The organism is Streptomyces sp. A1136, from assembly GCF_004795055.1.
Lineage (GTDB): Bacteria > Actinomycetota > Actinomycetes > Streptomycetales > Streptomycetaceae > Streptomyces.
In genome coordinates this window covers 22197-48559 of record NZ_SSBJ01000044.1, presented here as the reverse complement: position 1 = coordinate 48559, position 26363 = coordinate 22197, and the positions used below count along the sequence as shown (strand labels likewise).

General features: G+C 71.7%; 27 protein-coding genes. 9 read left to right on the top strand and 18 right to left on the bottom strand.

The features are described from left to right. Together E6R62_RS31580 and E6R62_RS39920 are read left to right on the top strand one after the other, a co-directional pair. Positions 1-654: TerD family protein (locus E6R62_RS31580; protein WP_206308905.1), on the top strand; the 654-nt coding region annotated here is incomplete at its 5' end. Positions 655-757: 103 nt separating this feature from the next. Further along, entirely contained in the window at positions 758-934 is a 177-nt protein-coding gene (locus tag E6R62_RS39920; protein WP_168714243.1) for a hypothetical protein, read from the top strand. A gap of 71 nt (positions 935-1005) precedes the next feature. Here the strand turns inward: E6R62_RS39920 and E6R62_RS31575 are convergent, their stop codons facing one another. Next, entirely contained in the window at positions 1006-2445 is a 1440-nt protein-coding gene (locus E6R62_RS31575) for an alkaline phosphatase PhoX (RefSeq protein WP_136216908.1), read from the bottom strand. Positions 2446-2687: 242 nt separating this feature from the next. Further along, positions 2688-4160 carry a hypothetical protein gene (locus E6R62_RS31570; protein ID WP_136216903.1) on the bottom strand — a complete coding sequence of 491 codons (1473 nt, stop codon included), beginning with the start codon at positions 4158-4160 and terminating at the stop codon, positions 2688-2690. A gap of 269 nt (positions 4161-4429) precedes the next feature. Between E6R62_RS31570 and E6R62_RS31565 the strand changes: the two genes are divergently transcribed. Further along, positions 4430-6271, top strand: a complete 1842-nt coding sequence (locus E6R62_RS31565; RefSeq protein WP_136216902.1) for an endonuclease/exonuclease/phosphatase family protein — start codon at positions 4430-4432, stop codon at positions 6269-6271. A gap of 308 nt (positions 6272-6579) precedes the next feature. Continuing rightward, entirely contained in the window at positions 6580-6834 is a 255-nt protein-coding gene (locus E6R62_RS31560; RefSeq protein WP_168714242.1) for a hypothetical protein, read from the top strand. A 99-nt stretch (positions 6835-6933) separates the two neighbouring features. Here the strand turns inward: E6R62_RS31560 and dapD are convergent, their stop codons facing one another. Next, positions 6934-7914 (bottom strand): 2,3,4,5-tetrahydropyridine-2,6-dicarboxylate N-succinyltransferase, encoded by a 981-nt coding sequence (dapD, locus tag E6R62_RS31555; protein ID WP_136216900.1) that lies wholly within the window; start codon positions 7912-7914, stop codon positions 6934-6936. Between the two features lie 9 nt (positions 7915-7923). Beyond that, entirely contained in the window at positions 7924-9180 is a 1257-nt protein-coding gene (locus tag E6R62_RS31550) for an MFS transporter (protein WP_136216899.1), read from the bottom strand. A 144-nt stretch (positions 9181-9324) separates the two neighbouring features. Between E6R62_RS31550 and E6R62_RS31545 the strand changes: the two genes are divergently transcribed. Further along, positions 9325-10212 carry a winged helix-turn-helix transcriptional regulator gene (locus E6R62_RS31545; RefSeq protein WP_136216898.1) on the top strand — a complete coding sequence of 296 codons (888 nt, stop codon included), beginning with the start codon at positions 9325-9327 and terminating at the stop codon, positions 10210-10212. Positions 10213-10251: 39 nt separating this feature from the next. Here the strand turns inward: E6R62_RS31545 and E6R62_RS31540 are convergent, their stop codons facing one another. The 11 genes from E6R62_RS31540 to E6R62_RS31490 form a co-directional block, all read right to left on the bottom strand. After that, positions 10252-10779, bottom strand: a complete 528-nt coding sequence (locus E6R62_RS31540) for a TetR/AcrR family transcriptional regulator (protein ID WP_136216897.1) — start codon at positions 10777-10779, stop codon at positions 10252-10254. Further along, positions 10779-11102 carry a multidrug efflux SMR transporter gene (locus E6R62_RS31535; protein WP_136216896.1) on the bottom strand — a complete coding sequence of 108 codons (324 nt, stop codon included), beginning with the start codon at positions 11100-11102 and terminating at the stop codon, positions 10779-10781. Before E6R62_RS31535 ends, E6R62_RS31540 begins: the two co-directional genes overlap by 1 nt. A 62-nt stretch (positions 11103-11164) precedes the next feature. Then, on the bottom strand, positions 11165-12541 hold the full coding sequence (locus tag E6R62_RS31530; RefSeq protein WP_240802016.1) for a hypothetical protein: 1377 nt from the start codon (positions 12539-12541) through the stop codon (positions 11165-11167). Positions 12542-12727: 186 nt separating this feature from the next. Next, on the bottom strand, positions 12728-13072 hold the full coding sequence (locus E6R62_RS31525) for a metal-sulfur cluster assembly factor (RefSeq protein WP_030388904.1): 345 nt from the start codon (positions 13070-13072) through the stop codon (positions 12728-12730). Continuing rightward, on the bottom strand, positions 13069-13530 hold the full coding sequence (sufU, locus tag E6R62_RS31520; protein ID WP_030027090.1) for a Fe-S cluster assembly sulfur transfer protein SufU: 462 nt from the start codon (positions 13528-13530) through the stop codon (positions 13069-13071). Before sufU ends, E6R62_RS31525 begins: the two co-directional genes overlap by 4 nt. Before the next feature lie 37 nt (positions 13531-13567). Beyond that, positions 13568-14836: a cysteine desulfurase gene (locus E6R62_RS31515; RefSeq protein WP_136216895.1), complete on the bottom strand. Its 1269-nt coding sequence runs from the start codon at positions 14834-14836 to the stop codon at positions 13568-13570. Continuing rightward, the gene (gene sufC, locus E6R62_RS31510) at positions 14833-15597 is read right to left on the bottom strand and encodes a Fe-S cluster assembly ATPase SufC (RefSeq protein WP_053785807.1); all 765 of its coding nucleotides are present in this window, start codon (positions 15595-15597) and stop codon (positions 14833-14835) included. The genes E6R62_RS31515 and sufC overlap by 4 nt, the downstream gene beginning before the upstream one ends. Before the next feature lie 7 nt (positions 15598-15604). Continuing rightward, complete coding sequence (locus E6R62_RS31505; protein ID WP_136216894.1) at positions 15605-15922, bottom strand: bifunctional 3-phenylpropionate/cinnamic acid dioxygenase ferredoxin subunit; 318 nt, start codon at positions 15920-15922, stop codon at positions 15605-15607. Beyond that, entirely contained in the window at positions 15922-17100 is a 1179-nt protein-coding gene (gene sufD / locus E6R62_RS31500; RefSeq protein WP_136216893.1) for a Fe-S cluster assembly protein SufD, read from the bottom strand. Before sufD ends, E6R62_RS31505 begins: the two co-directional genes overlap by 1 nt. Positions 17101-17172: 72 nt before the next feature. Next, positions 17173-18588 carry a Fe-S cluster assembly protein SufB gene (gene sufB, locus E6R62_RS31495; protein ID WP_136216892.1) on the bottom strand — a complete coding sequence of 472 codons (1416 nt, stop codon included), beginning with the start codon at positions 18586-18588 and terminating at the stop codon, positions 17173-17175. Next, positions 18585-19343: a metalloregulator ArsR/SmtB family transcription factor gene (locus E6R62_RS31490; RefSeq protein WP_136216891.1), complete on the bottom strand. Its 759-nt coding sequence runs from the start codon at positions 19341-19343 to the stop codon at positions 18585-18587. The genes sufB and E6R62_RS31490 overlap by 4 nt, the downstream gene beginning before the upstream one ends. A gap of 204 nt (positions 19344-19547) precedes the next feature. On the opposite strand from E6R62_RS31490, the gene E6R62_RS31485 reads away from it, so the two are divergent. From E6R62_RS31485 to E6R62_RS31470, 4 genes are all read left to right on the top strand, one after another. Beyond that, positions 19548-20474 (top strand): ABC transporter ATP-binding protein, encoded by a 927-nt coding sequence (locus E6R62_RS31485; RefSeq protein ID WP_136216890.1) that lies wholly within the window; start codon positions 19548-19550, stop codon positions 20472-20474. Between the two features lie 88 nt (positions 20475-20562). Continuing rightward, positions 20563-21330, top strand: coding sequence for an ABC transporter permease (locus E6R62_RS31480; protein WP_136216889.1), 768 nt, complete (start codon positions 20563-20565; stop codon positions 21328-21330). Positions 21331-21414: 84 nt separating this feature from the next. Next, entirely contained in the window at positions 21415-22551 is a 1137-nt protein-coding gene (locus tag E6R62_RS31475; RefSeq protein ID WP_136216888.1) for a hypothetical protein, read from the top strand. Positions 22552-22576: 25 nt separating this feature from the next. Further along, a complete protein-coding gene (locus E6R62_RS31470; protein WP_136216906.1) occupies positions 22577-23545 on the top strand; it encodes a heme A synthase in 969 nt (322 codons plus the stop codon). Positions 23546-23591: 46 nt separating this feature from the next. On the opposite strand, the gene E6R62_RS31465 is transcribed toward E6R62_RS31470, so the two are convergent. From E6R62_RS31465 to E6R62_RS31455, 3 genes are all read right to left on the bottom strand, one after another. Continuing rightward, positions 23592-24713 carry an amidohydrolase family protein gene (locus E6R62_RS31465; RefSeq protein ID WP_136216887.1) on the bottom strand — a complete coding sequence of 374 codons (1122 nt, stop codon included), beginning with the start codon at positions 24711-24713 and terminating at the stop codon, positions 23592-23594. 163 nt (positions 24714-24876) lie between these two features. Next, the gene (locus E6R62_RS31460; protein WP_136216886.1) at positions 24877-25200 is read right to left on the bottom strand and encodes a hypothetical protein; all 324 of its coding nucleotides are present in this window, start codon (positions 25198-25200) and stop codon (positions 24877-24879) included. A gap of 39 nt (positions 25201-25239) precedes the next feature. Beyond that, positions 25240-26187 (bottom strand): heme o synthase, encoded by a 948-nt coding sequence (locus E6R62_RS31455; protein WP_136216885.1) that lies wholly within the window; start codon positions 26185-26187, stop codon positions 25240-25242. Positions 26188-26363: the final 176 nt, after the last annotated feature.

Genomic DNA, 26363 nt, shown 5'->3' with positions numbered 1-26363 from the left:
GCCCCGCCGATGCCCGCGGCGGCCCCCGCGGCACCCGCGCCGGCCCCGGCCGCCGCCCCGGCCCCCGGCGGCACCGGGAAGATCAACCTCGACAAGGGCCGCGTCGACCTCCGGAAGAACCAGACCGTCTCCCTCGTCAAGGGCGGCCGCCCGCTGCTCTCCCAGGTCAAGATGGGTCTGGGCTGGGAGCCCGCGTTCGGCGGCCGGGCCATCGACCTGGACGCGTCCGTCATCGCCTACGGCCCGCAGCGCAACCACATCGACAGCTGCTACTTCGGCAAGCTGTCGATCCTCGGCGGGGCCGTCAAGCACTCGGGGGACAACCTGACCGGCGAGGGGTCCGGGGACGACGAGGTCATCGTCGTGGACCTCGGCCGGCTGCCCGCCGAGGCCACGGGCCTGGTCTTCACGGTCAACTCCTTCTCGGGCCAGAAGTTCACCGAGGTGGCGAAGGCGTACTGCCGTCTGATCGACGCGGCGAGCGACGAGGAGCTGGTCCGCTTCGACCTCACCGGCGCCGAGCCGCAGACCGGCGTCATGATGGCGAAGCTGATCAGACAATTCAGCGGCGAGTGGGAGATGACGGCCATGGGCGACTTTGTGAAGTCCCGCACAGTGCGCGGCATGGTCAAGCCCGCCTCGGAAGCACTCTGAGCAGGTGGGCGGCCACATGGCGCCACCCGGCGCCGACACCGGGTGAGCGATGACACCTCTAAATCGGAGGTGACTGTCAGTGGCCGCCCGTAGCCTTGTAACCATGCAGAAGACACTCCAGCCCGCGGGTCCGGCCCGCCCGTCCGCCGCAGAGGCGAACGCGGCGATCCGGCACCTCGTCGAGACCCGAGTGGACGACGAGTGGCCCTCCGAGGCGTACGAATTCCTGCTTGAGGAATGGGCCGCGGCCTCCCGCGCGGAGGCCACTCCGGTCCAGTAGGGCCGCTAGCCGGCCGGGCCGCGTGGGCCCGGCCGTCGTCCGTCGGCGTTCGTCGGCATCCGTCGGCGTCCTCAGTGGGCGCGCCGCCACGGCCCGGTGATGGCCAGCATGATTCCCGGTTCCTGGATGTTGGCGTACAAGGTGCGCCCGTCCGGGGAGAAACAGACGCCGGTGAACTCCGAGTACTCGGGGTTCTCGGCCGTCCCCATGTTCATCTCGTTGCGGGCGAGCGGGTAGGTGCGGCCCGATTCCGTGGCGCCGAGCAGGTGCTGGACGCCCTCGCCGTCCTCCGCGATGACCAGACCGCCGTACGGGGACACCGTGATGTTGTCGGGCCCGTCGAAAGCCCCGTCCTCGGACGGGTCGGCGTTCACCCCGAACAGCACCATCAGCCGGATCGTGCGCCGCTTGGGATCGTAGAACCACACCTGGCCGTCGTGCGCGGTGCCGGGGCTCTCGGAGCGGGCGTAGGAGGAGACGAAGTACGCGCCCCCGTCGGCCCACCACATGCCCTCCAGCTTGCGCGCCCGGGTCACGGCGTCCGCCCCGAACTGCTTGCGCACCGATGTCGTGCGCGCGTCACGGTCCGGGACCTCCACCCAGTCGACCCCGTACACGGTGCCGGTGCGCGTCGCGCGCGAGAGGTCGTCGACGAACCGCCCGGTGCTGTCGAAACACTTGGCCGCCGCGAGCACGCCCGCGTCGGGGGCGAGCGTACGGAGCTTCCCGCGCCCGTGGCGGAAGCCCTGCGGCGGGGTCCAGCGGTACAGCAGCCCGTTCGGGCCGGAGGCGTCCTCCGTCAGGTAGGCGTGGCCTTGGCGCGGGTCGATGACGACCGCCTCGTGCGCGTACCGCCCGAACGCCTTGACGGGCCGCGGGTCGCGGTTGGCGCGGCGGTCGTGCGGGTCGACCTCGAAGACGTAGCCGTGGTCCTTGGTCATCCCGTTCTTGCCGGCCACGTCCTCGGTCTCCTCGCAGGTCAGCCAGGTGTCCCAGGGGGTGGCGCCGCCGGCGCAGTTGGTGGACGTACCGGCGATGCCGACCCATTCGGCGACCTCGCCCCCGCGGCGCACCTCGACGACCGTGCAGCCGCCGGAGGCCGCCGGGTCGTACACGAGGCCCTCGGTGAGGGGGACGGGGTGCGCCCAGCCTGAGCGGGGGCCCTTCAACTCGTGGTTGTTGACGAGGAGGGTGACCCCGCGGTGGCCCTCGAAGGCGGCCGTCCCGTCATGGTTGGAGGGGGTGCTCTCGCCGGAGTCGAGCTTCGTCACACCGCTGTGGGTGATGACGCGATAGGTGAAACCGGCCGGGAGGGCCAGGATTCCGGCCGGGTCGAAGACGAGGGGGCCGTAGCCGGGCTCGTACGGGCGGCCGTTCCCGTCATGCCGGGTGGTGTCGTCGGCGGCCGGCGCGCCGGGGGCGGTGGCGAGCGCGCCGACGGTCCCGGTGAGCGCGACTCCCGCGCCGGCGATGACGGAGCGGGCGGTGAAGTCTCTACGGCTGAGGGGCATCATGGCTCCAGGGGTGGGCGGTGGTGCGCCTGTCGTACGGTCGTCGGCGCACACGCTCCCGCCCGCACGTGAACGGCGGCTGAATTACCCCCGACGACCGACCGTCCCATGCCGGCCCCCCGAAATGGCGAACTCCGGTCCCGGATCGGCGCGTTGTCCCCTCTTGCGCTGGCGCCCTGCCCGTCCGGCGCGGTCCGGCGGCCCGCCCGAGCCGCCACGCGGGCACGGCCGTCCGGGACCGGTCAGGGGCGGCGGGAGCGGGCCTTGAAAGCGGCCTTTCGGGCTTCCTTCGCCGCCTTCTTGTCCGGGTGCATCCGGCCCATCGCCTCCAGGACGTCCGCCGTCGCCGGGTGCTCCACCCGCCAGACCTCGTCGAAGAACCCCGCGTGGTGCCCTGTCAGGCTCCGCATCAGCAGCGGCAGTTCCTCCGCCTCGCCGTCCGCCGCGAGCTGCGCCGCGATCGTGTCGACCGTCAGCCAGAACACCATCGCCCCGTCCGGCGCCGGTACGTCCTTCGCCCCGCGCTCGGCCAACCACACCCGTGCGAGCCCGCCGAGGCGCGGATCGTCCAGCACCGCCCGGACCGCGGGTTCCGCCTCCGGCCCCGCGGGGGCGAGTGCCTGCTGACAGCGCAGCCGGCGCAGCGGGGCCCCCTCGTCGTCGCCCCGGGCCGCGTCCAGCAGTTCGGCCACCGCCGTCGGCAGTTCGCGCCCGGCCAGCCACTGTTCGATCTCCGCCTGCGCCGCGTGCTCCGGGTAGCGCGAGACCGCGTCCAGCAGCGCGTCGGCTCCCTTGTCGGCGAGTTCGCCGATGGCGGGCGCCTCGACCCCGGCTTCGAGCATGCGGGCGCGGACGCCGTACAGGCCGAGAGGGGTCAGCCGCACCATCCCGTACCGGGCGATGTCCTCCTCGTCCGCGTCGGCCGGGTCCGGGAGCAGCTCCTCGTCGTCCGCCTCCGCCATCAACTCCTCGTCGACGGGACGGAACTCGACCAGCCCGATGGGCTCCAGCTGTCGGAACTGGTCGTCGAGGCGCATCATCGCGTCGGAGACCTGCTCCAGCACCGCGTCCGTCGGCTCCCCCATGTCGTCCGGGACGACCATGGACGCCGCGAGGACGGGCAGCGGCACCGGGCTCTGCCCCACCCCGCCCTCCGCGACGGTGAGCAGGTAGAGGTTGGCGAGGACCCCGTCGAGGAAGTCCGCCTCGCGCGCCGGGTTCCAGTCCAGGCGGTCGAAGTCGATCCCCGCGCCGTCCTCCGGCTCGCCGACGAGGTCGTCCGGATCGGGTACGGCCGCGTCCGCGAGCACGGTGTCCAGCGCGGCCAGCCACAGGTCGAGCACCTCGGCGGGCGCGCCGCCGGTGATCAGGGCGAGGTCCTCGCCCGGCTCGGCGGCCCCGTGTTCCGGTTCGCCCGCCTCGTCCTCCTCGGGTTCGGTCACGTCGACCAGACCGGTGTCGACGGCCACCCTCCAGGCCTGGCTCGCGTGCGTCGGGCCGTCGGGGTCGGCCGCGTCGAACCCGAGCGCGGTCGCGGCCCGCGGCAGCTGCTCGGCGGCGAGTTCGCCGCCGAACCCGACGCGCGTGTCGGGTCCGGCCCAGCGGGCGAGGCGCACGGCCCGGGCGAACAGGGGTGCGACGAGGGCGTCGCGGGCCAGTTCCGCATCGGAGTGCAGCCGTACCGGCGGCAGCGTGGGGTGCGGCTCTGCGGACATGGGGCGGTTCTCCTCGGGGACGCGGTGGTGACCGTCGGGCCGGACGGTGACGCCCAGCGTAGACGCATTTCGGGCACGACCAGGGGGCCAACGCCTTTGGTTCATCCCACAGTCAGCTGCCGTCTTCCCTGGAGACCTTGACAACTTCACGCCCCACACAGGAAATTGACGCGCGTAGACATAGCGAAGGCCCCGTCCCGTTCCCTCCACACGATTCCGGGTACCCGCGACCCCCTGGGTTCCCCCTCCACACACCGGAGTTCCTGACCATGCGCTCCTCGCACCCCCGTTCCGCCGCCATCGCGGCCCTCGTCGCCACGGCCCTGGCCACCGGTCTGCTCGCGGGCTCCGCCGACGCGGCCGAGGGCGCCGCGTCCGCCGACCCGGTCCGCATCCACGACATCCAGGGCACGACCCGGATATCCCCGCTCAACGGCAAGCAGGTCACCGGCGTCGAGGGCATCGTCACCGGCGTGCGTACGTACGGCTCGCGCGGCTTCTGGATGCAGGACCCCGACGCCGACGACGACGACGCCACGAGCGAGGGCATCTTCGTCTTCACGAGCTCGGTCCCGACCGTCGCGGTCGGCGACGCCGTCAAGGTGAACGGGACGGTCGGCGAGTACATCCCGGGCGGGGTGTCCTCCGGCAACCAGTCGGTCACCCAGATATCCAAGCCGGCCGTCACCGTCGTCTCCTCCGGCAACGCGCTGCCCGAGGCCGTCACGATCAACGAGTACAGCGTCCCCGCCGAGTACGCCCCGGCCGGTGACACCGCCGCGGGCGGCAGCGTCAACGGCCTGACGCTGGACCCCTCGCGGTACGCCCTGGACTACTACGAGTCCCTGGAGGGCATGAACGTCCGCATCGGCACCTCGCGCGTCGTCGGCGCCACCGACCCGTACTCGGAGCTGTGGGTCACGGTGAAGGGCTGGGAGAACACCGCCAAGCGCGGCGGTACGCTCTACGGCTCCTACGAGTCCCAGAACACCGGCCGCCTCCAGATCCAGCAGCTGGCGCCGCTCGCGCAGCAGCCCTTCCCCGTGGCCAACGTCGGCGACAAGCTGACCGGCACCACCGAAGGCCCCCTGGACTACAACCAGTTCGGCGGTTACACCCTGGTCGCGCGCACCCTGGGAGAGGTCCGGACGGGCACGCTCACCCCGGAGAAGACCAAGGCGCAGGCCCCGGGCGAGCTGGCGGTGGCCACCTACAACGTCGAGAACCTGGACCCGTCCGACCCGCAGACGAAGTTCGACAACCTGGCGAAGGCCGTCGTCGAGAACCTCGCCTCCCCCGACATCGTCGCCCTGGAGGAGATCCAGGACGACAACGGCGCCAAGAACGACGGCACCGTCTCGGCCGATCAGACGCTGACCAAGTTCACCGCCGCCGTCACGGCGGCGGGTGGTCCGGCCTACCAGTGGCGCTACATCAACCCGGAGAACAACAAGGACGGCGGCGAGCCCGGCGGCAACATCCGCCAGGTGTTCCTGTTCAACCCGGCCCGCGTCTCCTTCACCGACCGCGCGGCGGGCGACTCCACCACGGCGACCGGCGTCACGACGGAGAAGGGCCACGCGGCCCTGACCCACTCCCCCGGCCGGATCGACCCGGCGAACCCGGCGTGGACCGACAGCCGCAAGCCGCTGGCGGGCGAGTTCGTCTTCCGCGGCAGGACCGTCTTCGTGATCGCCAACCACTTCACCTCGAAGGGCGGCGACGAGGGCCTGACCTCGGCGCACCAGCCGCCGGTGCGTTCCTCGGAGGCCAAGCGACTGCTCCAGGCGCAGGCCGTGAACGGCTTCGTCAAGGAGATCCTGGCGACGGAGAAGAACGCGGACGTCCTCGCGGTCGGTGACATCAACGACTTCGAGTTCTCGGGGACGGCGAAGGCGCTGGAGGACGGCGGCGCGCTGTACTCGGCGATCAAGTCGCTGCCGAAGGCGGAACGTTACTCCTACGTCTACCAGGGCAACGCCCAGGTGCTGGACCAGATCCTGACGAGCCCGGCGGTCAAGAACTTCTCCTACGACAGCGTGCACATCAACGCGGAGTTCTCCGCCCAGAACAGCGACCACGACCCGCAGGTGCTGCGCTTCCGCCCGTGACCGGACCGCGGGCGGCCCGGGCGCTCTCCCGCCCGGGCCGCCCGCCGTTTTCCCGGGCACGCCCTCGTGCCCCGCGCGGTACGGATGCTCCCGGTCCGGCGGGGTGACGGGCGAGGCGCGGGGTTGACGACCGGGCGGGCGCGGGCGGCGGCGAGATGAGACGTTTCGCCCCCTGACGTGACGCCGGCCACATCCGTACCCGTTCCGCCCGGGTTGTGGTGTTGAGTATCCCCACGCTCGACCCGCCCGGGCCGGGCGCATGCCGGACCCGCGCCCGATCCCGTCCCCCCGCACTCCTGGAGGACCGCGTGCTCCCCTCCATCCCCCTCGCCCGCGAAATCGGCCTGGCCGTCCTGCTCGTGGCCGCGCTGGTCTGGGTCATCGGCCTCGGCCGCGTGTTGTGGGAGACCCGGTTCCACCACCCGGAGCCGGGCGCCCACGAGGGCCTCGCGGCCATCCCGGCCCAGCGCGGCCGGGCCGGCCATCCGATGGAGACGGTCGAGCTGACCGAGGAGGAGGAGCGCGCCTTCGCGGGCCTGATCCGCACGATCGCCCTCCACTGAGCCCGTCGCGCGGGAACCCCGCGTCCACGCGAACGCCCTCCCGCCCCGCTCGGGGGTGTGGGAGGGCGTTCGCGCGTACCGGCCGGGGGGCGGGGCGGGTCAGTTGTGGCTGTGGAGGACCTCGTTCAGGCCGCCCCAGACCGCGTTGTTCGGTCGGGCCTCGACGGCGCCGGTGACCGAGTTGCGGCGGAAGAGGATGTTGCTCGCGCCCGAGAGCTCCAGGGCCTTGACGATCTGGCCGTCCGGCAGGGTGACGCGGGTGCCCGCGGTGACGTAGAGGCCGGCCTCGACGATGCACTCGTCGCCCAGCGCGATGCCGACGCCCGCCTCGGCGCCGATCAGGCAGCGCTCGCCGATGGAGATGATCTGCTTGCCGCCGCCCGAGAGGGTGCCCATGGTGGAGGCGCCGCCGCCGATGTCGGAGCCGTCGCCGATGACGACGCCCGCCGAGATGCGGCCCTCGATCATGGAGGTGCCCAGGGTGCCGGCGTTGAAGTTGACGAAGCCCTCGTGCATGACGGTGGTGCCCTCGGCGAGGTGCGCGCCGAGGCGGACACGGTCGGCGTCGGCGATGCGGATGCCCTTGGGGGCGACGTAGTCCGTCATCCGCGGGAACTTGTCGATCGAGGTGACCTGGAGGTGCAGGCCCTCGGCGCGGGCGTTCAGTCGGACGGTCTCCACCTGGTCGACGGCGACCGGGCCGAGCGAGGTCCAGGCGACGTTGGCCAGCAGGCCGAAGAGGCCGTCCAGGTTCTGGCCGTGCGGCTTGACCAGGCGGTGGCTGAGCAGGTGCAGGCGCAGGTACGCGTCGTGCGCGTCCAGCGGCTTGTCGTCGAGCGAGGCGATCACCGTGCGGACGGCTACGACCTCGACGCCGCGGCGCGCGTCCGACCCGAGGGCCTTGGGCGCGGCCTCGCCCAGGAGCTCCACGGCCTGCTCGGCGGTGAGGCGCTCGGTGCCGGCCGGGCCGGGCTCGGCGACCAGCTCGGGGGCGGGGAACCAGGTGTCGAGGACGGTGCCGTCGGCGGCGAGGGTGGCAAGTCCGGCGGCGACGGCGCCGGTGGTACGCGTAGCAGTCATGTCCGAAACCTAACCGGCCAGGGCCCGCGGTCGCGAACCGGTCTCATGTGCCGGGCGTGGTGCGGGCTGCCCGGCCCGGTGGACGGCCTCCCCGCGCCCCTGCCGCGCCGACGCCCAGAACACCGCCCCGCCCGCGCCCGTCGCGAGCGCCGCGCACAACGGCCAGAGCAGCGCCGGCGCCGCCGCGTACAGGGCCCCGCCCAGCGGCGCGCCGAGCACGACCCCGCTGACCGAGACCCCGGCGTACAGGCTCTGGAACCGCCCCACCGCGTGCTCCGGCGCCTGGTCGGCGACGTAGGCGGTGGCGGTGGTCTTGTAGAGGATCTCCCCCAGGCTCAGCAGCACCATCATGGCGACGGCGCTCGCCGCGCCCGCCCCGCCCAGCAGTGCCGCGTACCCGGCGCCGACGAGCACGAGCCCGGTGGCGATCACGGGCAGCGGGGGCCGGTCGCGCAGCGCGACGGCGGCGGGGAGCTCCAGCAGCAGGATGACGCCCCCGTTGAGGGCGATGACGAGCCCGAATGCGCCGACGTCGAGGCCGTGGTCGGCGAGGAAGACCGGGAAGGTGCCGTACTGCTGGCGGTAGACGAGGTCGGTGACCAGGATCGCCCCGAGGAGGACGAGTACGGCCGGCCTCGCCCGCAGTTCGCCCCACACGCCGGGCCCCCGGCCCCCGTCCGGCGCCGCCGCCGGCTTCCGGCAGGCGCCGCGGGCCGGGACGACGCGGGCGGTCCAGACTGCGAAGAGGAGGGTGCCGAGACCGTCCGCCAGGAAGAGCCAGTCGTAGGACAGGGCGCCCGCGACCAAGGCCCCGAGGGGCGGCCCGAGGGTGAAGCCTCCATTGGAGACGCAGCGCACCACTGCGAAGGCCTGCCGGCGGGCGCCCTCCGGCACGGTGACGGCGACCAGTGCGGAGTTGGCGGCGCGGATCACGCCGGAGGCGTACTGGGCCGCCGGCAGGGCGGCGTACAGCAGCGCGGTGGGCAGCAGCGGAAGGCTCATGAGGGTGAGCCCGCCGAGGCAGGCGGCGGCGAGGAGGACCCGGCGGTGGCCGAAGCGGTCGCCGTACCAGCCGCCGGTGAAGTTCCCGGCGACCATGCCGACGCCGCCGATGCCGACGGCGATCCCCGCCTGGGCCGGGCCCAGACCGTGCGGGCCGGACAGGTAGAGGAAGACGAAGACGAACGTGAAGCTGACGACCGCGTTGACGAACACCCCCGCGGCCAGCAGCCAAACCACCCTCGGCACGTCCCCGAACGCCCGCACACCTAAGGCCTCCGTCCCGGACCTCCGCGCACCGGACCTCCTCGCACCGAACCACTGCGGCACAACCCCACCCCCGAGTAAGTTCCTTTTGGGAACGGACTATGTCAGCATGGCAATCCCCGGTCAACGGACAGAAGGAGTCCCATGGTCCAGCGCACCGCCCTCGGCGACGCGGACTGCTCGATCGCCCAGGCCCTCGACATCGTCGGGGACTGGTGGACCCTGCTGATCGTGCGCGACGCCGCGCGCGGCGTGCACCGCTTCGAGGACTTCCAGCGCGAACTGGGCCTGTCCCGCAAGGTCCTCGCCGAGCGACTGAAACTGCTCGGCGAAGCCGGGGTGCTGGCGCGCGTCCCGTACATGGAACGGCCGTTGCGACACGAATACCGGCTGACCCCGCGCGGGCGGGGGCTGCTGCCGGTACTGGTCGCCCTCCAGGACTGGGGCGACACATGGATCCTCGGAGAGGGAGAGATGACGGCGACGACTGGGCGATCCTCGCGCGAGGCGGAACGGGTGCACGCGCTGCGCGGCGCGCGGCTGCCGGAGCTGCGCCTGCCGGACCGCTTCGGCGAAGCGCGCGACCCGGTGGCCGACACGCCCTTCACCGTCCTGTACTGCTTCCCCGGCGCGTACGCCCGCGCGGAGTCCTACCCGCCCGGCTGGGCGGGCATCCCGGGGGCGAAGGGCTGCACGCTGGAGTCGTGCACCTACCGGGACCAGCTCGCGGAGTTCACGGCGGCGGGCGCGACGGTCCACGGGGTCTCCACCCAACGCCCCGATGAGCAGCAGGAGTTCGCGGAAGCGGAAGGACTGCGCTTCCCGCTGTTCTCGGACGCGGACCTGGAACTGGTGACGGCCCTTCGGTTGCCGACCTTCCGGGCGGCGGGGGTGAGCCGGATCAAGCGGCTGACCCTGGTCGTGGACCGGGAGCGGACGGTGCGCGAGGTGTTCTACCCGATCCGGGACATCGAGGCGAGCGTCCGGGCCGCCCTCGCCGCGGTCCGCAGGGACCGGCCCGAGCCCCGCTGACCGACCCCGCGCCCGCCCGGGGCGCGGCGAACGCCCCCGCTACGCCCGCCCCAGCACCCGCGTCAGCAGCTCGCGCGCGGACCGCTCGTCGTACTCGACCCCCGTCAGCAGCACTTGGAGGCTGACGCCGTCCATCACCGCCGACACCGCCCGGGCCGTCTCCGCGTCCACCCGCTCGGCCAGCACCGTCACCACCGCCCCGCACCACTCGGCCGCCACCGGCCGCAGCGCCGGCTTGCGCAGGGCGGCCAGGTACAGCTCGTACTCCAGCTCCGCGCCCGCCCGGTCCGCCGTCAGGAACTCCCCGAGCCGGCGGGCCAGCGCCGCCGCCAGGTCGCCTTCCCCCAGTCCGGACAGCGCCGCCGCGAAACCCTCGTTCGCCTGCCTGAGGGCCGCCACCAGCAGCTCGTCCAGCGTGGCGAAGTGATAGGTCGTCGAGCCCAGCGGTACGTCCGCCTCCGCCGCCACGCTGCGGTGGCTCAGCCCCGCGATGCCCTCGGCCGCCACCACCCGGGTCGCCGCGTCGATGATCCGCTGCCTCCGGTCGGGGTCGTATCGGCGGCCCATCAGTGCGCCGCCCCGCCCAGGTTCAACAGGACCACCCCGGCGATGATCAGCGCGATCCCGGCGATCTTCGCCGCGGTGGCCGCCTCTCCCATGAACACCATCCCGATGGCGGCGATGGCGGCCGTGCCGACCCCGGCCCATATCGCGTAGGCCGTCCCCACCGACATCGATTTCAGCGTCTGCGCCAGCAGGGTGAAGGCGACGAGGTATCCCAGCAGCGTGCCCAGCGAGGGCCACAGCCGGGTGAAGCCGTGGCTGTACTTCATGGCAGTGGTCCCGGCCACCTCGGAGGCGATGGCCGCCGCCAGCAACATGTAGGGCATGTGTACAAGGGTACACATGCCCTACGTACGGATGTACGCAACGGCCGGGACAGCCGGACCGGTCAGGTGAGCGTGAACCAGGCGGTGCGCGCCTTCTTCCACTCGGGGTGCGTGAGGTCCTTGGCCGCCACACCGTCGCCGTACAGGTCCGCCGAGCCGCTGTCGGTGATCAGCTGCACCCGCGCGCCCGGCGCCGTGAGGTCCGGCACCTCCACGATGGCCTCCCAGCCGCCGGGGTCGGTCGTCGGCAGGTCGGCCCGCTTGACCGGGGCGTGGCCGGGGACGCCGTCCCACTGGTAGAGGGCGTACGGGGCTGCGCTGTCGCCGTTGGCGACGGCTTCGGCCCAGGGGCCGGCCAGGATCAGGTACTGGTTCGCCGCGTTCTTGCGGATGTCGCGGACGGCGAGGCCGCCGAGGTCCAGTTCGACGCCCGACCCGAAGACGGCCTCGGAGCCGCTCGACAGCACCTTGTCGAAGTTGGTCACCGGCACGAGCAGCGCCTTGCCGCCGGGCACGGCGGGCGCCAGCGGGGCACGGAACCCCAGGTAGGCGGTGGTCGTGGAACCGGGCGCGAACTCCAGCCCCTCGACGTTGAACCCGTCGATCTGCTTGGGCGCCTCGCCGGCCGCGGTCCCGGCGGCGAAGCCGTACCGGTCGCCGTTCGCCTCGTCCCAGGCCACCAGATCGTCGCGGAGCTTCTTGTACGAGCGTCCGTACGCCAGTTGCGTGCCGGAGCCCGAGCCGCTGACGGTGGTGGTGAAGACCGTGTTCCGGGGCGCCTTGTACTCGCCGTCCTTGTTGTTGCCCAGCGAGCCGGTCCAGTAGACGGTGTCGCCGATCCGGGTCGCCCCCTCGATGTCCACCTCCTTGGTGACGCCGAGCCGGGAGCTGAAGTCCCAGGTCCGCACGGGCGCGGCGGAGCGGGCGCGGTCGTACAGCCGCAGCACGTTGTTCTCGTCGTCGGCGACGACGGTGTACCCGCCGCCGACGTCCACGGCGGCCGAGGAGTCCGAGGCGCCGCTGAAGTAGCGGGCGTCGGCGGGGTTCTGCACCGCGGCGGAGGCCGCGTAGGACAGGGTCTTGGTGGCGGTCTTGCCGCCGAGTCCGGTCACCTTGACGGTCAGGTCGGTGTAGCCGCGGCCCCGCGCGGTGACCGCGAGCTGCCGTACCGCGCCGGTACCGGTGACGGTGACGTCGCCGGTCGTGGCGACCGAGGCCCTGCTGGACGCCGAGGCGCTCACGGTCAGCGCGGACACGTCGGCGCCGCTCTGCCCGACGGTCACGGAGACGGTCTGGTCGCCGACCCCGCCGACGGCGCCGGACAGGTGGGACGAGGAAAGGGTGATGGTCGGCGTACCGTACGTCACCGCGTGCGCCGGCAGGGCCGCCCCGGCGACGACCAGCGCCGCGATCGCGGCGGTGCCCAGCTGCTTCTTCATCCGAAGGGTCCTCTCGTGTGCGTCCGCCACCTCGTGACGTCCGTCGAGAAGATTCGGCCACCGTGGCCAACTCCCGGTGCACGCGGGCCGACCACGGGAAGAACACGGACCGCCCGCACAGACACGGAGGGCCCCCGGCACGATGGTGCCGGGGGCCCTCACGCGTACGCGGAACGCAGACGGGACTCAGACGTTGAAGCCGAGCGCGCGCAGCTGCTCACGACCGTCGTCAGTGATCTTGTCGGGGCCCCACGGCGGCATCCAGACCCAGTTGATGCGGAGCTCGTTGACGATGCCGTCCGTCGCCGACTTCGCCTGGTCCTCGATGACGTCCGTCAGCGGGCAGGCCGCCGACGTCAGCGTCATGTCGAGGGTGGCGATGTTCGCGTCGTCGATGTGGATGCCGTAGATCAGGCCCAGGTTGACGACGTCGATGCCCAGCTCGGGGTCGACCACGTCGTAGAGGGCCTCGCGGACCTCTTCCTCGGTGGCCGGCTTGATCGACGCCTCGGGCGTCGCGTTCTCGGTCATGCCGTCTTCCTCTCGGCGTCGCCCAGTGCCTGGGCGGTCGCGTCCTTCCATGCCATCCAGCTCAGCAGAGCACACTTCACCCGCGCCGGATACTTGGAGACGCCGACGAACGCGACCGCGTCCTCCAGCACCTCCTCCATGGCCTCGTCGGGCTCGATCTTGCCCTTGGACTGCATCATCTCCAGGAACACTGCCTGGATCTTCTGCGCCTCGGCCAGCTCCTTGCCGACGAGCAGCTCGTTCAGCACGGACGCGCTGGCCTGGCTGATCGAGCAGCCCTGGCCCTCGTAGGAGACGTCGGTGAGCGTCTCGCCGTCGTACTTCACGCGCAGCGTGATCTCGTCGCCACAGGTGGGATTGACATGGTGCACCTCGGCGTCGCCGTCGCGCAGGCCTCGCCCGTGCGGGTGCTTGTAGTGGTCCAGGATCAGTTCCTGGTACATCGAATCCAGCTTCACAGCGTCCTCGTCCGCCTCGTCGTCGTCCGACTCGTCGTCATCCGAAGAAGTTCCGTACGTGCTCCAGCCCGTCGATCAGCGCGTCGACGTCGGCGGGGGTGGAGTACAGGTAGAAAGACGCTCGCGTCGTCGCGGGAATTCCGTAGCGCAGGCAGACCGGGCGGGCGCAGTGGTGTCCCACGCGGACGGCGATGCCCTGCTCGTCCAGCACCTGCCCCACGTCGTGCGGGTGGATGTCCCCGAGGACGAAGGAGATCGCGGCGCCGCGGTCCTCGGCCGTGGTGGGGCCGATGATCCGCAGGTCCGGTACCTCGGCGAGGCGCTTGACCGCGTACTCGGTGAGCGCGTGCTCGTGAGCGGCGATCTTGTCCATGCCGATCGCGGTCAGGTAGTCCACGGCCGCGCCGAGGCCGACGGCCTGGGCGATCGGGGGCGTACCCGCCTCGAACTTGTGCGGCGCGGGGGCGTAGGTCGAGGCGTGCATCGACACGGTCTCGATCATCTCGCCGCCACCGAGGAACGGGGGCAGGTCCTCCAGGAGCTCCTGGCGGCCCCACAGCACGCCGATGCCGGTCGGACCGCACATCTTGTGGCCGGTGAAGGCCACGAAGTCGGCGCCCAGCGCCTGCACGTCCAGCGGCATGTGCGGAGCGGCCTGCGAGGCGTCGATCAGCACGAGCGCGCCGACGTCCTGGGCGCGCCGGACGATCGCCTCGACCGGGTTGACGGTGCCCATGATGTTGGAGACCAGCGTGAAGGAGACGATCTTCGTCTTCTCCGTGATGACCTCTTCGATGTCGGACAGGTCGAGCCGGCCGTCGTCGGTCAGGCCGAACCACTTCAGCTTCGCGCCGGTGCGCTGCGAGAGCAGCTGCCACGGCACGATGTTGGAGTGGTGCTCCATCTCCGTGATGGCGATCTCGGTCTCGCGGTCGACCCGGTAGGGCTCGTCGGCCCAGCCGAGCATGTTGGCGACCAGGTTGAGCGACTCCGAGGCGTTCTTGGTGAAGATCACCTCGTCGCGGCTCGGTGCGTTGATGAAGGCGGCGACCTTGTCGCGTGCGCCCTCGTACAGCGCCGTGGCCTCCTCGGCGAGCACGTGCACGCCGCGGTGGACGTTGGCGTTGTGCTGCTCGTAGTACTCGTTCAGCGCGTCGAGTACCTGGCGCGGCTTTTGCGAGGTCGCCGCGTTGTCCAGGTAGACGATCTTCTTCCCGTCGTGGACCACACGATCCAGCAGGGGGAAGTCCTTGCGGATCGCCTCGTCAAGCAGAGAGCCGGTGAGGAGGCCAGGCAGCTGTGTCACGCGGTCGCGCCACCCTTCACGTACTTGTCGTAGCCCTCGGCCTCCAGCTGGTCCGCCAGCTCGGCGCCACCGGACTCGGCGATGCGGCCGTTCGCGAACACGTGCACGAAGTCGGGCTTGATGTAGCGCAGGATGCGCGTGTAGTGGGTGATCAGCAGAGTGCCGACCTCGCCGGTCTCGCGGACGCGGTTGACGCCCTCGGAGACGATGCGAAGGGCGTCCACGTCGAGACCCGAGTCGGTCTCGTCGAGGATCGCGATCTTCGGCTTGAGGAGCTCCAGCTGGAGGATCTCGTGGCGCTTCTTCTCACCGCCGGAGAAGCCCTCGTTGACGTTGCGCTCGGCGAAGGCCGGGTCCATCTGGAGCTGCTCCATCGCGGACTTGACCTCCTTCACCCAGGTGCGCAGCTTCGGCGCCTCGCCGCGGATGGCGGTGGCGGAGGTGCGCAGGAAGTTGGAGACCGAGACGCCGGGGACCTCGACCGGGTACTGCATGGCGAGGAAGACGCCGGCGCGGGCGCGCTCGTCGACGGACATCTCCAGGACGTCTTCGCCGTCGAGGGTCACGGTGCCACCGGTGATGGTGTACTTCGGGTGACCGGCCAGCGAGTACGCCAGCGTGGACTTGCCGGAGCCGTTGGGACCCATGATGGCGTGCGTCTCACCCTGCTTGACGGTGAGGTCGACGCCCTTGAGGATCTCGCGGGCGCCATTCTCGGCCTCGACGGAGACGTGCAGGTCGTGGATTTCAAGCGTTGCCATGGATACCTCAGGACTCCTGGGTGAGGGAGACGAGCACGTCGTCCCCTTCGATCTTTACGGGGTATACGGGTACGGGGCGCGTCGCGGGGAGGCCGGACGGCTTGCCGGTGCGCAGGTCGAAGGCCGAGCCGTGCAGCCAGCACTCGATCATGCAGTCCTCGACCTCGCCCTCGGAGAGGGAGACGTTGGCGTGCGAGCAGATGTCGTTGATCGCGAACACCTCGCCCTCGGTCCGGACGAGGGACACCGGCGTGCCGTCGAGCTCCACCCGCTTCGGGGTGTTCTCCTCCAGCTCGCTCAACGCGCAGGCCTTGACGTAATTCATCACACGGAACCCTGGAGCTCGGCCTCGATCTTGGCGAGCAGGCGCTCCTCGATGTCGGGGACACCGATCTGCTGGACGAGCTCGGCGAAGAAGCCGCGCACGACCAGGCGCCGCGCCTCGTCGGCCGGGATGCCCCGGGCCTGGAGGTAGAAGAGCTGCTCGTCGTCGAACCGGCCGGTCGCGGAGGCGTGGCCGGCGCCGACGATCTCGCCGGTCTCGATCTCCAGGTTCGGCACGGAGTCGACCCGGGCGCCGTCGGTGAGGACGAGGTTGCGGTTCATCTCGTAGGTGTCGGTGCCCTCGGCGGTCTTCTCGATGAGCACGTCACCGATCCAGACGGCGTGGGCGTCCTGGCCCTGGAGCGCACCCTTGTAGACCACGTGCGACTTGCAGTGCGGGGCGTCGTGCTTGACCAGGAGGCGGTGCTCCTGGTGCTGGCCGGCGTCCGTGAAGTACAGGCCGAGCAGCTCGGCCTCGCCGCCGGGGCCCGCGTAGCTGATCCGCGGGTGCAGGCGCACGACGTCACCGCCGAAGGTGACGACGATCGACTTGTAGCTCGCGTCCCGCCCGACCAGCGTGTTGTGCTGGGAGCAGTGCACGGCGGTGTCGTCCCAGTCCTGCACCGACACGACGGTGAGCTTCGCGCCGTCGCCGACGAGGAACTCGACGTTCGCGGCTCGCACACCGTCACCGGTGTGGTCGATGACGATGACGGCCTCGGCGAAGGCCTGCACGTCGAAGACGGTGTGGCCGAAGGTGGTGCCGCCCTCGCCGTGCAGCGAGACGCGCACGGGCTCGTCCAGGACGGTCTCCTTGGGCACGGTGACGACCGTGGCCTTGGCGAAGGAGGAGAACGCCTGGGCGGCGACGCGGTCCACGGGGGCGCCGGCCCTGCCGATACGGGCGTCATCGCGCTCGACCGACTCGATCGTGACGACGTCCGGGGCGTCGATCTGGGCCTTCATGGTGCCGTTGGCGACCGCGGTGCCGTCGTGGAGACCACGCAGGCGCGCCAGCGGGGTGAAGCGCCACTCCTCCTCGCGGCCGTGGGGGACGGGGAAGTCCGCCACGTCGAAGGACGGGGGTGCACTCATCCGGGTGGCGACGGTGGACTCTGCGGCCACCGCGATCGCGCCGGCGGTGGTCGAGCCCGCCGGGATGTTCTGAGCCTCAGCCATGGCTGTCGTGTTGCTCACTCTCTTGTAAAGCGCTGCCTGCGAAGGATTGCCGCGGATCGGGGGCGGTCGGGATTAACCGACCGAACCCTCCATCTGCAGTTCGATCAGCCGGTTCAGCTCCAGCGCGTACTCCATGGGCAGCTCGCGCGCGATGGGCTCGACGAAGCCCCGCACGATCATGGCCATGGCCTCGAACTCGGTCAGACCGCGGCTCATCAGGTAGAAGAGCTGGTCGTCGGAGACCTTGGAGACGGTGGCCTCGTGGCCCATGGAGACGTCGTCCTCGCGGACGTCCACGTAGGGGTACGTGTCCGAACGGGAGATCGTGTCGACCAACAGCGCGTCGCACAGCACGTTGGACTTGGAGCCGTGCGCGCCCTCGCCGATCTCGACCAGGCCGCGGTAGGAGGTCCGGCCGCCGCCCCGCGCCACCGACTTGGAGACGATGTTGGAGGAGGTGTGCGGCGCCATGTGGACCATCTTGGAGCCGGCGTCCTGGTGCTGGCCCTCGCCCGCGAAGGCGATGGACAGGGTCTCGCCCTTGGCGTGCTCGCCCATCAGGTAGACGGCCGGGTACTTCATGGTGACCTTGGAACCGATGTTGCCGTCGATCCACTCCATGGTCGCGCCCTCGTACGCCACGGCGCGCTTGGTGACCAGGTTGTAGACGTTGTTCGACCAGTTCTGGATGGTCGTGTAGCGGCAGCGGCCGCCCTTCTTGACGATGATCTCGACCACGGCGCTGTGCAGCGAGTCCGAGGAGTAGATCGGGGCGGTGCAGCCCTCGACGTAGTGGACGTACGCGTCCTCGTCGACGATGATCAGCGTCCGCTCGAACTGGCCCATGTTCTCCGTGTTGATACGGAAGTAGGCCTGGAGCGGGATGTCGACCTTGACGCCCTTGGGCACGTAGATGAACGAGCCGCCCGACCACACGGCGGTGTTCAGCGACGCGAACTTGTTGTCGCCGACCGGGATGACCGTGCCGAAGTACTCCTGGAAGAGCTCCGGGTGCTCCTTCAGCGCGGTGTCCGTGTCGAGGAAGATGACGCCCTGCTCCTCCAGGTCCTCGCGGATCTGGTGGTAGACGACCTCGGACTCGTACTGGGCCGCGACACCGGCGACGAGGCGCTGCTTCTCCGCCTCGGGGATGCCGAGCTTGTCGTACGTGTTCTTGATGTCCTGCGGCAGGTCCTCCCAGGAAGCGGCCTGCTTCTCGGTGGAGCGCACGAAGTACTTGATGTTGTCGAAGTCGATGCCGGAGAGGTCGGAACCCCAGTTCGGCATGGGCTTCTTGTCGAACAGCCTGAGGCCCTTGAGGCGGAGGTTCAGCATCCACTCCGGCTCGGACTTCTTGGCGGAGATGTCGCGGACGACCTCTTCGGACAGACCCCGCTTGGCAGCGGCACCGGCCGCGTCGGAGTCGGCCCAGCCGTATTCGTAGGTGCCCAGGCCATCGAGCTCAGGGTGAGCAGTCTCCGTGGTCATGCGGGGTTCCTCCCGGCCGTGCTTGCAGATACTGATGTGTCGGTCTGTGCGGCGCCCGTGGCGCCGGCGCTTCCGCTTCGCGGAATGAACGTCGTGCACACCCCGTCGCCGTGGGCGATGGTGGCGAGTCGCTGCACGTGTGTCCCGAGCAGGCGGGAGAAGACCTCGGTCTCCGCCTCGCAGAGCTGCGGGAACTGCTCGGCTACGTGGGCCACCGGGCAGTGGTGCTGGCAGAGCTGTTCACCGCTGTGCGGACCGGGAGCGCTCTTCGCCGTAGCAGCGTACCCGTCCGCGGTCAACGCCTTGGCCAGGGCCTCGGCGCGGTCCTCGGGGCCGGCCGCCTCGACGGATTCCCGGTAGGTCTCCGCCTGCGCGGCCATGCGCGCCCTGGCGAAGGCGGCGACGGCCGCCTCGCCCGCCTCGCCGCCGCCGGCGGCCTGCGCGATCCAGCGCATGGCGTCCACGGCGAGCGAGTCGTAGGACTGGTCGAAGGCGTCGCGACCACAGTCGGTCAGCGCGAAGACCTTGGCGGGCCGACCCCGGGTACGCGCCCCGTAGACGCGCTGCGCGCGGGGGGCGACCACGTCGTCCGCGACGAGTGCGTCGAGGTGACGGCGCACGGCGGCCTGGGTGAGGCCGAGGCGCTGCGCGAGGTCGGCGACGGTGGACGGACCGTGGTCCAGGATGGAGCGCGCGACCCGGTCGCGGGTTGACCGCTCCCCGGTTGCGAGCTCCCCCTGAGGGGTCTCGATCATCCGTTCGCCGTATTTCACAACGCCATTGTTGCGTAATTAGCGGAGGCCGGACAAGCCGTGACGGACGCCACTCTTGGTGTCCTCCATCACTAAGGGTTACCTTATTTACTTAAAAGATCACCGAAAGCCGCACGTGAGAGCGAGTTCCGGCCCCCTCCACCCCACGGCCCGGACCGCCGTACGGCCCTCCGTAGACTCACCCGCATGAGTAACGACCCCGCCGTGGAGATCCGCGGACTGGTGAAGCGGTACGGTCCGAAAACCGCGGTGGACGGCCTCGACCTCACCGTCCGCAGGGCCTCGGTCACCGCCGTCCTCGGCCCCAACGGCGCGGGCAAGACCACCACCGTGGAGACCTGCGAGGGCTACCTGCGCCCCGACGCCGGCACGGTACGCGTCCTCGGCCTCGACCCCATCGCCCAGGCCCCGGACCTGCGCCCCCGGATCGGCGTGATGCTCCAGTCCGGCGGCGTCTACTCCGGCGCCCGCGCCGTGGAGATGCTGCGCCACATGGCGAGCCTCTACGCCGACCCGCTCGATGTCGCCGGCCTCGTGGAGCGCCTCGGCCTCGGCGGTTGCGGACGCACCCCCTACCGCCGGCTCTCCGGCGGCCAGCAGCAGCGCCTGGCCCTGGCCATGGCGGTCGTCGGCCGCCCCGAGCTGGTCTTCCTGGACGAGCCCACCGCCGGCCTGGACCCGCAGGCCCGCCGCGCGACCTGGGACCTCGTACGGGAGCTGCGCGCCGACGGCGTCGGCGTCGTCCTCACCACCCACCACATGGACGAGGCCGAACAGCTCGCCGACGAGGTCGCCATCGTGGACGGGGGCAAGGTCATCGCCCACGGCAGTCCCGAAGCGCTCTGCCGCGGCGGCGCCGAGAACACCCTGCGCTTCACCGGCCGCCCCTCCCTCGACCTGGGCTCGCTGCTGAAGGCGCTGCCCGACGGCACGCAGGCCGCCGAGCTCGGCGCGGGCGTCTACCGGGTCACCGGGGAGGTCGACCCGCAGCTGCTGGCGACCGTCGCGTCCTGGTGCGCGCAGCACGGGGTGATGCCGGACAGCCTCACGGTGGAGCGCCACACCCTCGAAGACGTCTTTCTGGAGCTGACGGGCAAGGAGTTGCGTTCATGACGCCGATCACCACAGACCCTCGCCGGGGGTCCGGGGGTCGCCCCCCGGGAAGACACCGCCTGGAACTCACGGGCAGGGAGCTGCGCGCATGAGCGCCGGTACGTTCACCCCCCGGCCCGCGGCCGCGCCCCTCTCCCGGATGATCCGGGCGCAGACCCTGCTGGAAACGCGGATGCTCCTGCGCAACGGCGAGCAACTGCTGCTGACCGTGATCATCCCGGCGCTGCTGCTGGTGTTGTTCTCGGCCGTCGACATCGTGGACACGGGCGCCGGCAAGTCCGTCGACTTCCTCGCGCCCGGAGTCCTCGCGCTCGCCGTGCTGTCCACCGCCTTCACCGGCCAGGCCATCGCCACCGGCTTCGACCGGCGCTACGGGGTGCTCAAGCGACTCGGGGCCTCGCCGCTGCCGCGTCGGGCGCTGATGGCCGCCAAGACCCTTTCGGTGCTCGTCACCGAAATCCTCCAGGTCGCCCTGCTCACGGTGATCGCCCTCGCGCTGGGCTGGTCGCCGCACGGGAACCCGCTCGCGGTGGCCGCGCTGCTCCTCCTGGGCACCGCGGCCTTCTCCGGGCTCGGGCTGTTGCTGGCGGGCACCGTGAAGGCCGAGGTCACCCTGGCCGCCGCGAACCTGGTGTTCCTGCTGCTGCTGGTCGGCGGCGGGGTCATCGTGCCGCTGGACAAGTTCCCCGACGCGGTGCGCTCCGTACTGGAGCTGCTGCCGATCTCGGCCCTGTCGGACGGCCTGCGCGCGGTGCTCCGCGACGGGGCGGCGATGCCCTGGGGCGACGCGGTCGTCCTGGCCTGCTGGTCGGTGCTGGGCCTCGGTGCCGCCGCCCGCTTCTTCCGCTGGGAGTGAATCCCTTCCCCCGCGCGTTGTACGGGGGACAGGATGGGCGCCGCCGCCACACGGCAGCGACGCACACCAGGACGGGGGCGGGGCATGGGACAGCGCGAAGCCGTTCTGCGACTGGACCAACAGTGGGCGGACATCCGCTCGGGAGCCGCGTACGCCGAGCCCGGCGAGGCGGACCGGCTGCTCGCCGAGCTGATCGGCGCGCTGCGCGAGCCCGCCCGTACCGACGCCGAGTGCGCCGCGCGACTGGGGCTGCGCCTGGGTGACCTCGCGGCCCGCCGGTTCGCCGCCGGCGACCGGGCGGGGGCGCTGTCCGCCGTCGAGGAGGCGCTCCGGCACGCCGGGGACGCGGCCGGGCACGACCCCGAGTACGCCCGCTGGTACGCCCGGGCGCTCGTCAACCAGGGCGTCTGGCTGGCCTGGCCGCTGAGCGACGGGGACCGGCTGCCCCGCTACCCGCTGGGCGCTGCCTCGGAGAACGGCCCGAGCCCCATGGAGCGGGCGGCCGGTGAGCGCGCCCGTGACGTGACCCGGGCCGCCGTCGAGGTCTGGGCCGGCCTCGACGGGCACGATCCCGTCAACCGGCGCGGGCTGGCGCAGTCCAAGGTGTTCCTCGGGGACCGGCTCGCCGAGCTGGGCTTCGCCGAGGACGCGGTCGCCTGGGCGGTGGACGCGGAGGCCGGTTTCCGCCGCATCCTGCTCTCCTCGCCGGGCCCGGAGGAGGCGGAGGAGGCCGAGGCGGCCCTGGACCACATCGGCCGGCAGCTGGAGCTGCGGCTGCGCCACCTGTCCTTCGACTCCCTCGCCCGGCTGCGCGCCGGCGGCCTGCTGCCCGAGCGGCTGCTGCCCCGGGCCGTGGTGGCCGCGCGGATCCAGGGCGCCGGGGAACCGGATATCGCGGCTCGGCTGGGCCTGGAGGTCGAACAGGTCGCCACGATGCTGGAAGTCACGCCCTGGCTGGCGGTGTGGCGCGTGGAGGTGCGCGGAGCCGACGGGTTGTGGACCGTACAGGAGCACCCCTGGCACGGCGCGTCCGAGGTGCGGGGCCGTACGGCCGAGGAGGTCGCCGCGGGGTTGGTCCGCGGGTTCCGCGGGTCGGCGCAGTACCCGGGCGACGCGGGCTACTGGCGCGTCCGCGTGTGGTGGCACGAGGAGGGCGATCCGGCGGTCGCGAAGTTCCGCCTGGTCATCGGCCCTGACGCACCCATGGGCACCCCCTCGTGAAACTTTGCACAAGGCGCGGCCTACGATAGGGGCCGTGTTGAACCCCTTCGCCTTCCTCGCCGACCGCTGGACTCCGTCACCCCGGACCGTCCGGCGGGCCGCGTCCGCCGCGCTCCTGATGAGCGTGGTCATCGTCGTCACCGGTGGCGCGGTGCGGCTGACCGGGTCCGGTCTCGGCTGCGACACCTGGCCCAAGTGCACCGGCGACAGCCTGATCGTCACCGAGGAGCAGGGATTCCACGGTGCGGTCGAATTCGGCAACCGCATGTTGACCTACGTGCTGTGCGCGGCCGTCGGCTGGTGCATCCTCGCCGCCCGCTCCGCCAAGCCGTGGCGCCGTTCGCTCACCAGGCTCGGCTGGCTGCAGTTCGCCCTCGTGATGGGCAACGCGGTCCTCGGCGGCATCACCGTCCTGACCGGACTGAACCCGTACAGCGTGGCCGGGCACTTCCTGCTCGCCACCTCCCTGCTCACGGTCACCACCGTCACCTGGCAGCGCACCGCCGAGGGGGACACCGCCCCCCGGCCGCGTGTCCCCGCCCCCGTGCGCAGGCTCTCCTGGGCCCTGGTCGCGGCGACCCTGGTCCTGATCGCGGCGGGCACGGTGGTCACCGGTTCCGGCCCGCACGCGGGCGACAGCAGCGAGATCAAGCGGATGCCGTTCGACTGGGCCGCCACCGCGCACGTCCACGCCGTCTCCGCCTGGGTGGTGTGCGCCCTCGCGCTGGCCATGTGGCTGGTGCTGCGCGTGGCGGACGCCCCGGTCGACACCCGGGCGCGCGCCCGCGACCTGCTGGTCGTGCTGCTGGCCCAGGGCGCCGTCGGCTACGTCCAGTACTTCACCCACGTGCCCGAGGTGCTGGTCGCCGTGCACATGCTCGGCTCCTGCCTGGTGTGGATCTCGGTCCTGCGCGTGGCGCTCAGCCTGCGCGAGCGGTCGGTGGAGCGGGCGGACATCCCCGCCCAGGGCGACAGCCGGCTCTCCTCCGTCTGAGTCTGCGCCGTCCGAGAGCGCCGGGGCCCGGCGAGCCGCGAGCGGCTCAGGCCCGTTCGTCCAGCCGGTAGACGCGGCGGGCGTTGCCGGCCGCGATCATCGCCGCGACCCGGTCCGCGTCCCGCCAGGACCAGGCCCCGTCGCCGACCCAGCCGCTCAGCACCCGGCCCAGCGCCTCGCGGAACACCAGGGCGCCCACCGCGTGCAGCTCGGGCAACTGTCGGCCCCCGCTGGAATACAGCAGCTTCCCGAACGGCGCGAGCTCCAGCAGCTCGGCCAGGACGGAGGCCGCCCCCGCGCCGGTCCGCGCCAGGAGCGGCCCCAGGTCGGCGTACACGTGCGGGAACGCCTCGGCCAGCCGGGCGGCGGCGCGGTGGTGCGGGTACCCGCCGAGCAGCACCAGCGGCGCGCCGAGGCCCGCGGCAGCCCGGACGAAGCCGGTCAACAACGCGGGGTCGGCGTGTTCCGGCCGCTGCCCCGGCTCCCCCGCGCCGGTGTGCAGCTGGATCGGCAGTCCGGTCGCCACGGCGCTCCACAGCAGGTGCCGCAGGAGGACGGGGTCTCGCACGGCGCCGCCCTTGGCGCGGCCGGCCAGCCACCGTCCGGCGGCCCCGCGCACCTCGCCCGGGCCGGGCGGCTCGGGCGCGTGGGCCAGGGCGGCGGGATAGCGGGCGTCGGCCCCGCAGGTGAAGGCGACGGCCCCGGCGGCGGCGTGGTGGACGGCCCCGGCGAGGTTGGTGAGGAAGGCGGCGACGGTCCCGGAGGTGTCGGCGACCTGCTCGGCCAGCGGCTCCAACCGGACGAGCTCGAAGGCCTCCGCGTCGCCGGCGCGGGCCAGCTCCTTGGGGGTGGTGAGGTCGCCGGGCACCCCGGTGTCGACGAGGTGGACCCCGACCCCGGCGCCCCGTAGCAGCAGCCGCCCCGTCTCGGTGACCCCCAGCTCACGCCGACGGGCGAGGTAGCGGGCGGGCGCGCAGTGGGGTTCGAGCCCGAGCAGCGGCGGGCACCAGCGGCGCACGGCGAAGCCGGTCTGGGTGTCGAAGAAGGTGGTGCCCGCGGCGGCCGGCCCGGCCGAGCGGACCAGTTGGCCCTCGAAGGTGCCGAGGCCCAACTCCGTGCGGAGCACTCCCTGGCAGTACTGGTCCACCAGGGGCGGCGTTTCGATCATCCGGGCATCCCGTTGCGGACGTGAGGAAGCGGCTTCCACACGTCCTAACGGGTGAGCGGGGTGCCAGGTGTTGCTCGCGCTGTTGACCGAGCCGCCCCCCTCGCGGTCCGCGGGGGGCACCGCCCTTGCCGACCGAAGTCGGCACGGGCGAAGCGAGCCCCGATCAGAGCTGGATGCCGGCCATGCGCGACCACTCGTAGGGGCCGGTCTTGACCCGGGCGGCGAGCTCGCCGTCGAACTCCTCGTGGAGGGTCAGCCCGGCCTTCTCGGCGGCCTGCTCGGCCACCGCGTAGGTCGGGGCCACCAGGTCGCCCCAGCCGCCGTCCGTGCCGACGAGCACGATCCGGGTGCCGGCCTGGCCGATGTGCGCGAGCTGCCCCTCGGCGCCGCCGTGCCGCGCGGCGAACGCGCCGATCTGCTTGGCCAGCTTCGCGGCCTTGCGATCCTGCTTCTTGGTGTCTGCGGTGTCCGCGGTGGTGTCTGCCATGGACGGCATGCTACCGGCGGGTAATGAACGGAGGAAGCATCAGCGCAGGAAGGGATCGACGGCCACGGCCACGAAGAGGAGCGACACATAGGTGATCGACCAGTGGAACAGTCGCATCTCCTTGAGCTTCGCGCCCGTCACGCCGGCCTTGGCCCGCGCGTTCAGCCCGTGCGCCTCCCACAGCCACCAGCCGCCCGCCAGCAGCGCCACCGAGGTGTAGAACCAACCGGTGTAGCCCAGCGGCGTCAGCAGCAGGGAGACGGCCACCATCACCCAGCTGTAGAGGACGATCTGACGGGCCACGACCTTGTTGCCCGCGACGACCGGCAGCATCGGCACGCCGACCCGCGCGTAGTCGTCCTTGACCTTCATCGACAGCGGCCAGTAGTGCGGCGGAGTCCAGAAGAAGATGACGAGGAACAAGATGACCGCGGCCCAGGAGACCTCGTCCTTGACCGCCGACCAGCCGATGAGCACCGGCATGCAGCCCGCGATGCCGCCCCAGACGATGTTCTGGGCGGTGCGCCGCTTCAACAGCATCGTGTAGACGACGACGTAGAAGAGGAGGGCGCCGAGGGAGAGCGCGGCGGACAGCCAGTTGATCAGCAGGCCGAAGAACAGGGTCGACACGACGCCGAGGGTGATGCCGAAGGCCAGGCATTCGCGCGGGCTCACCATGCCGGTGACCAGCGGTCGCTGCGAGGTCCGGTCCATCAACGCGTCGATGTCGCGGTCGATGTACATGTTGAGCGCGTTGGCGCCGCCGGCCGAGAGGTAACCGCCGAAGCAGGTCGCGAGGACCAGCCACAAGGGCGGCACGCCCTGCTCTGCCAGGAACATCACCGGCACTGTGGTGATCAGCAGAAGTTCGATGATCCGCGGCTTGGTCAAAGCCACGAAAGCCATGACCCTGGCCCCGAACGGCCGGTGACCGGGAGGGCTCCCAAGCACCCCCGCTGGACGGGATTCGACGGCCGTCACGCACACCCCTGACAGAGAATTCAGCGAGCCGCGGGCAAGGGGCCCGGCAAGGCTCGCACGTACTACGCCACTCTAGACGTTGCCCTCACCCCGCCCGGCCCCGGGGTCGCCCCGTGTTGGGCCGATCGGCCCGAGCGCAGGTGAACAGCGGTCGGCGAGCAGGCGACGCACTATCGGCACTC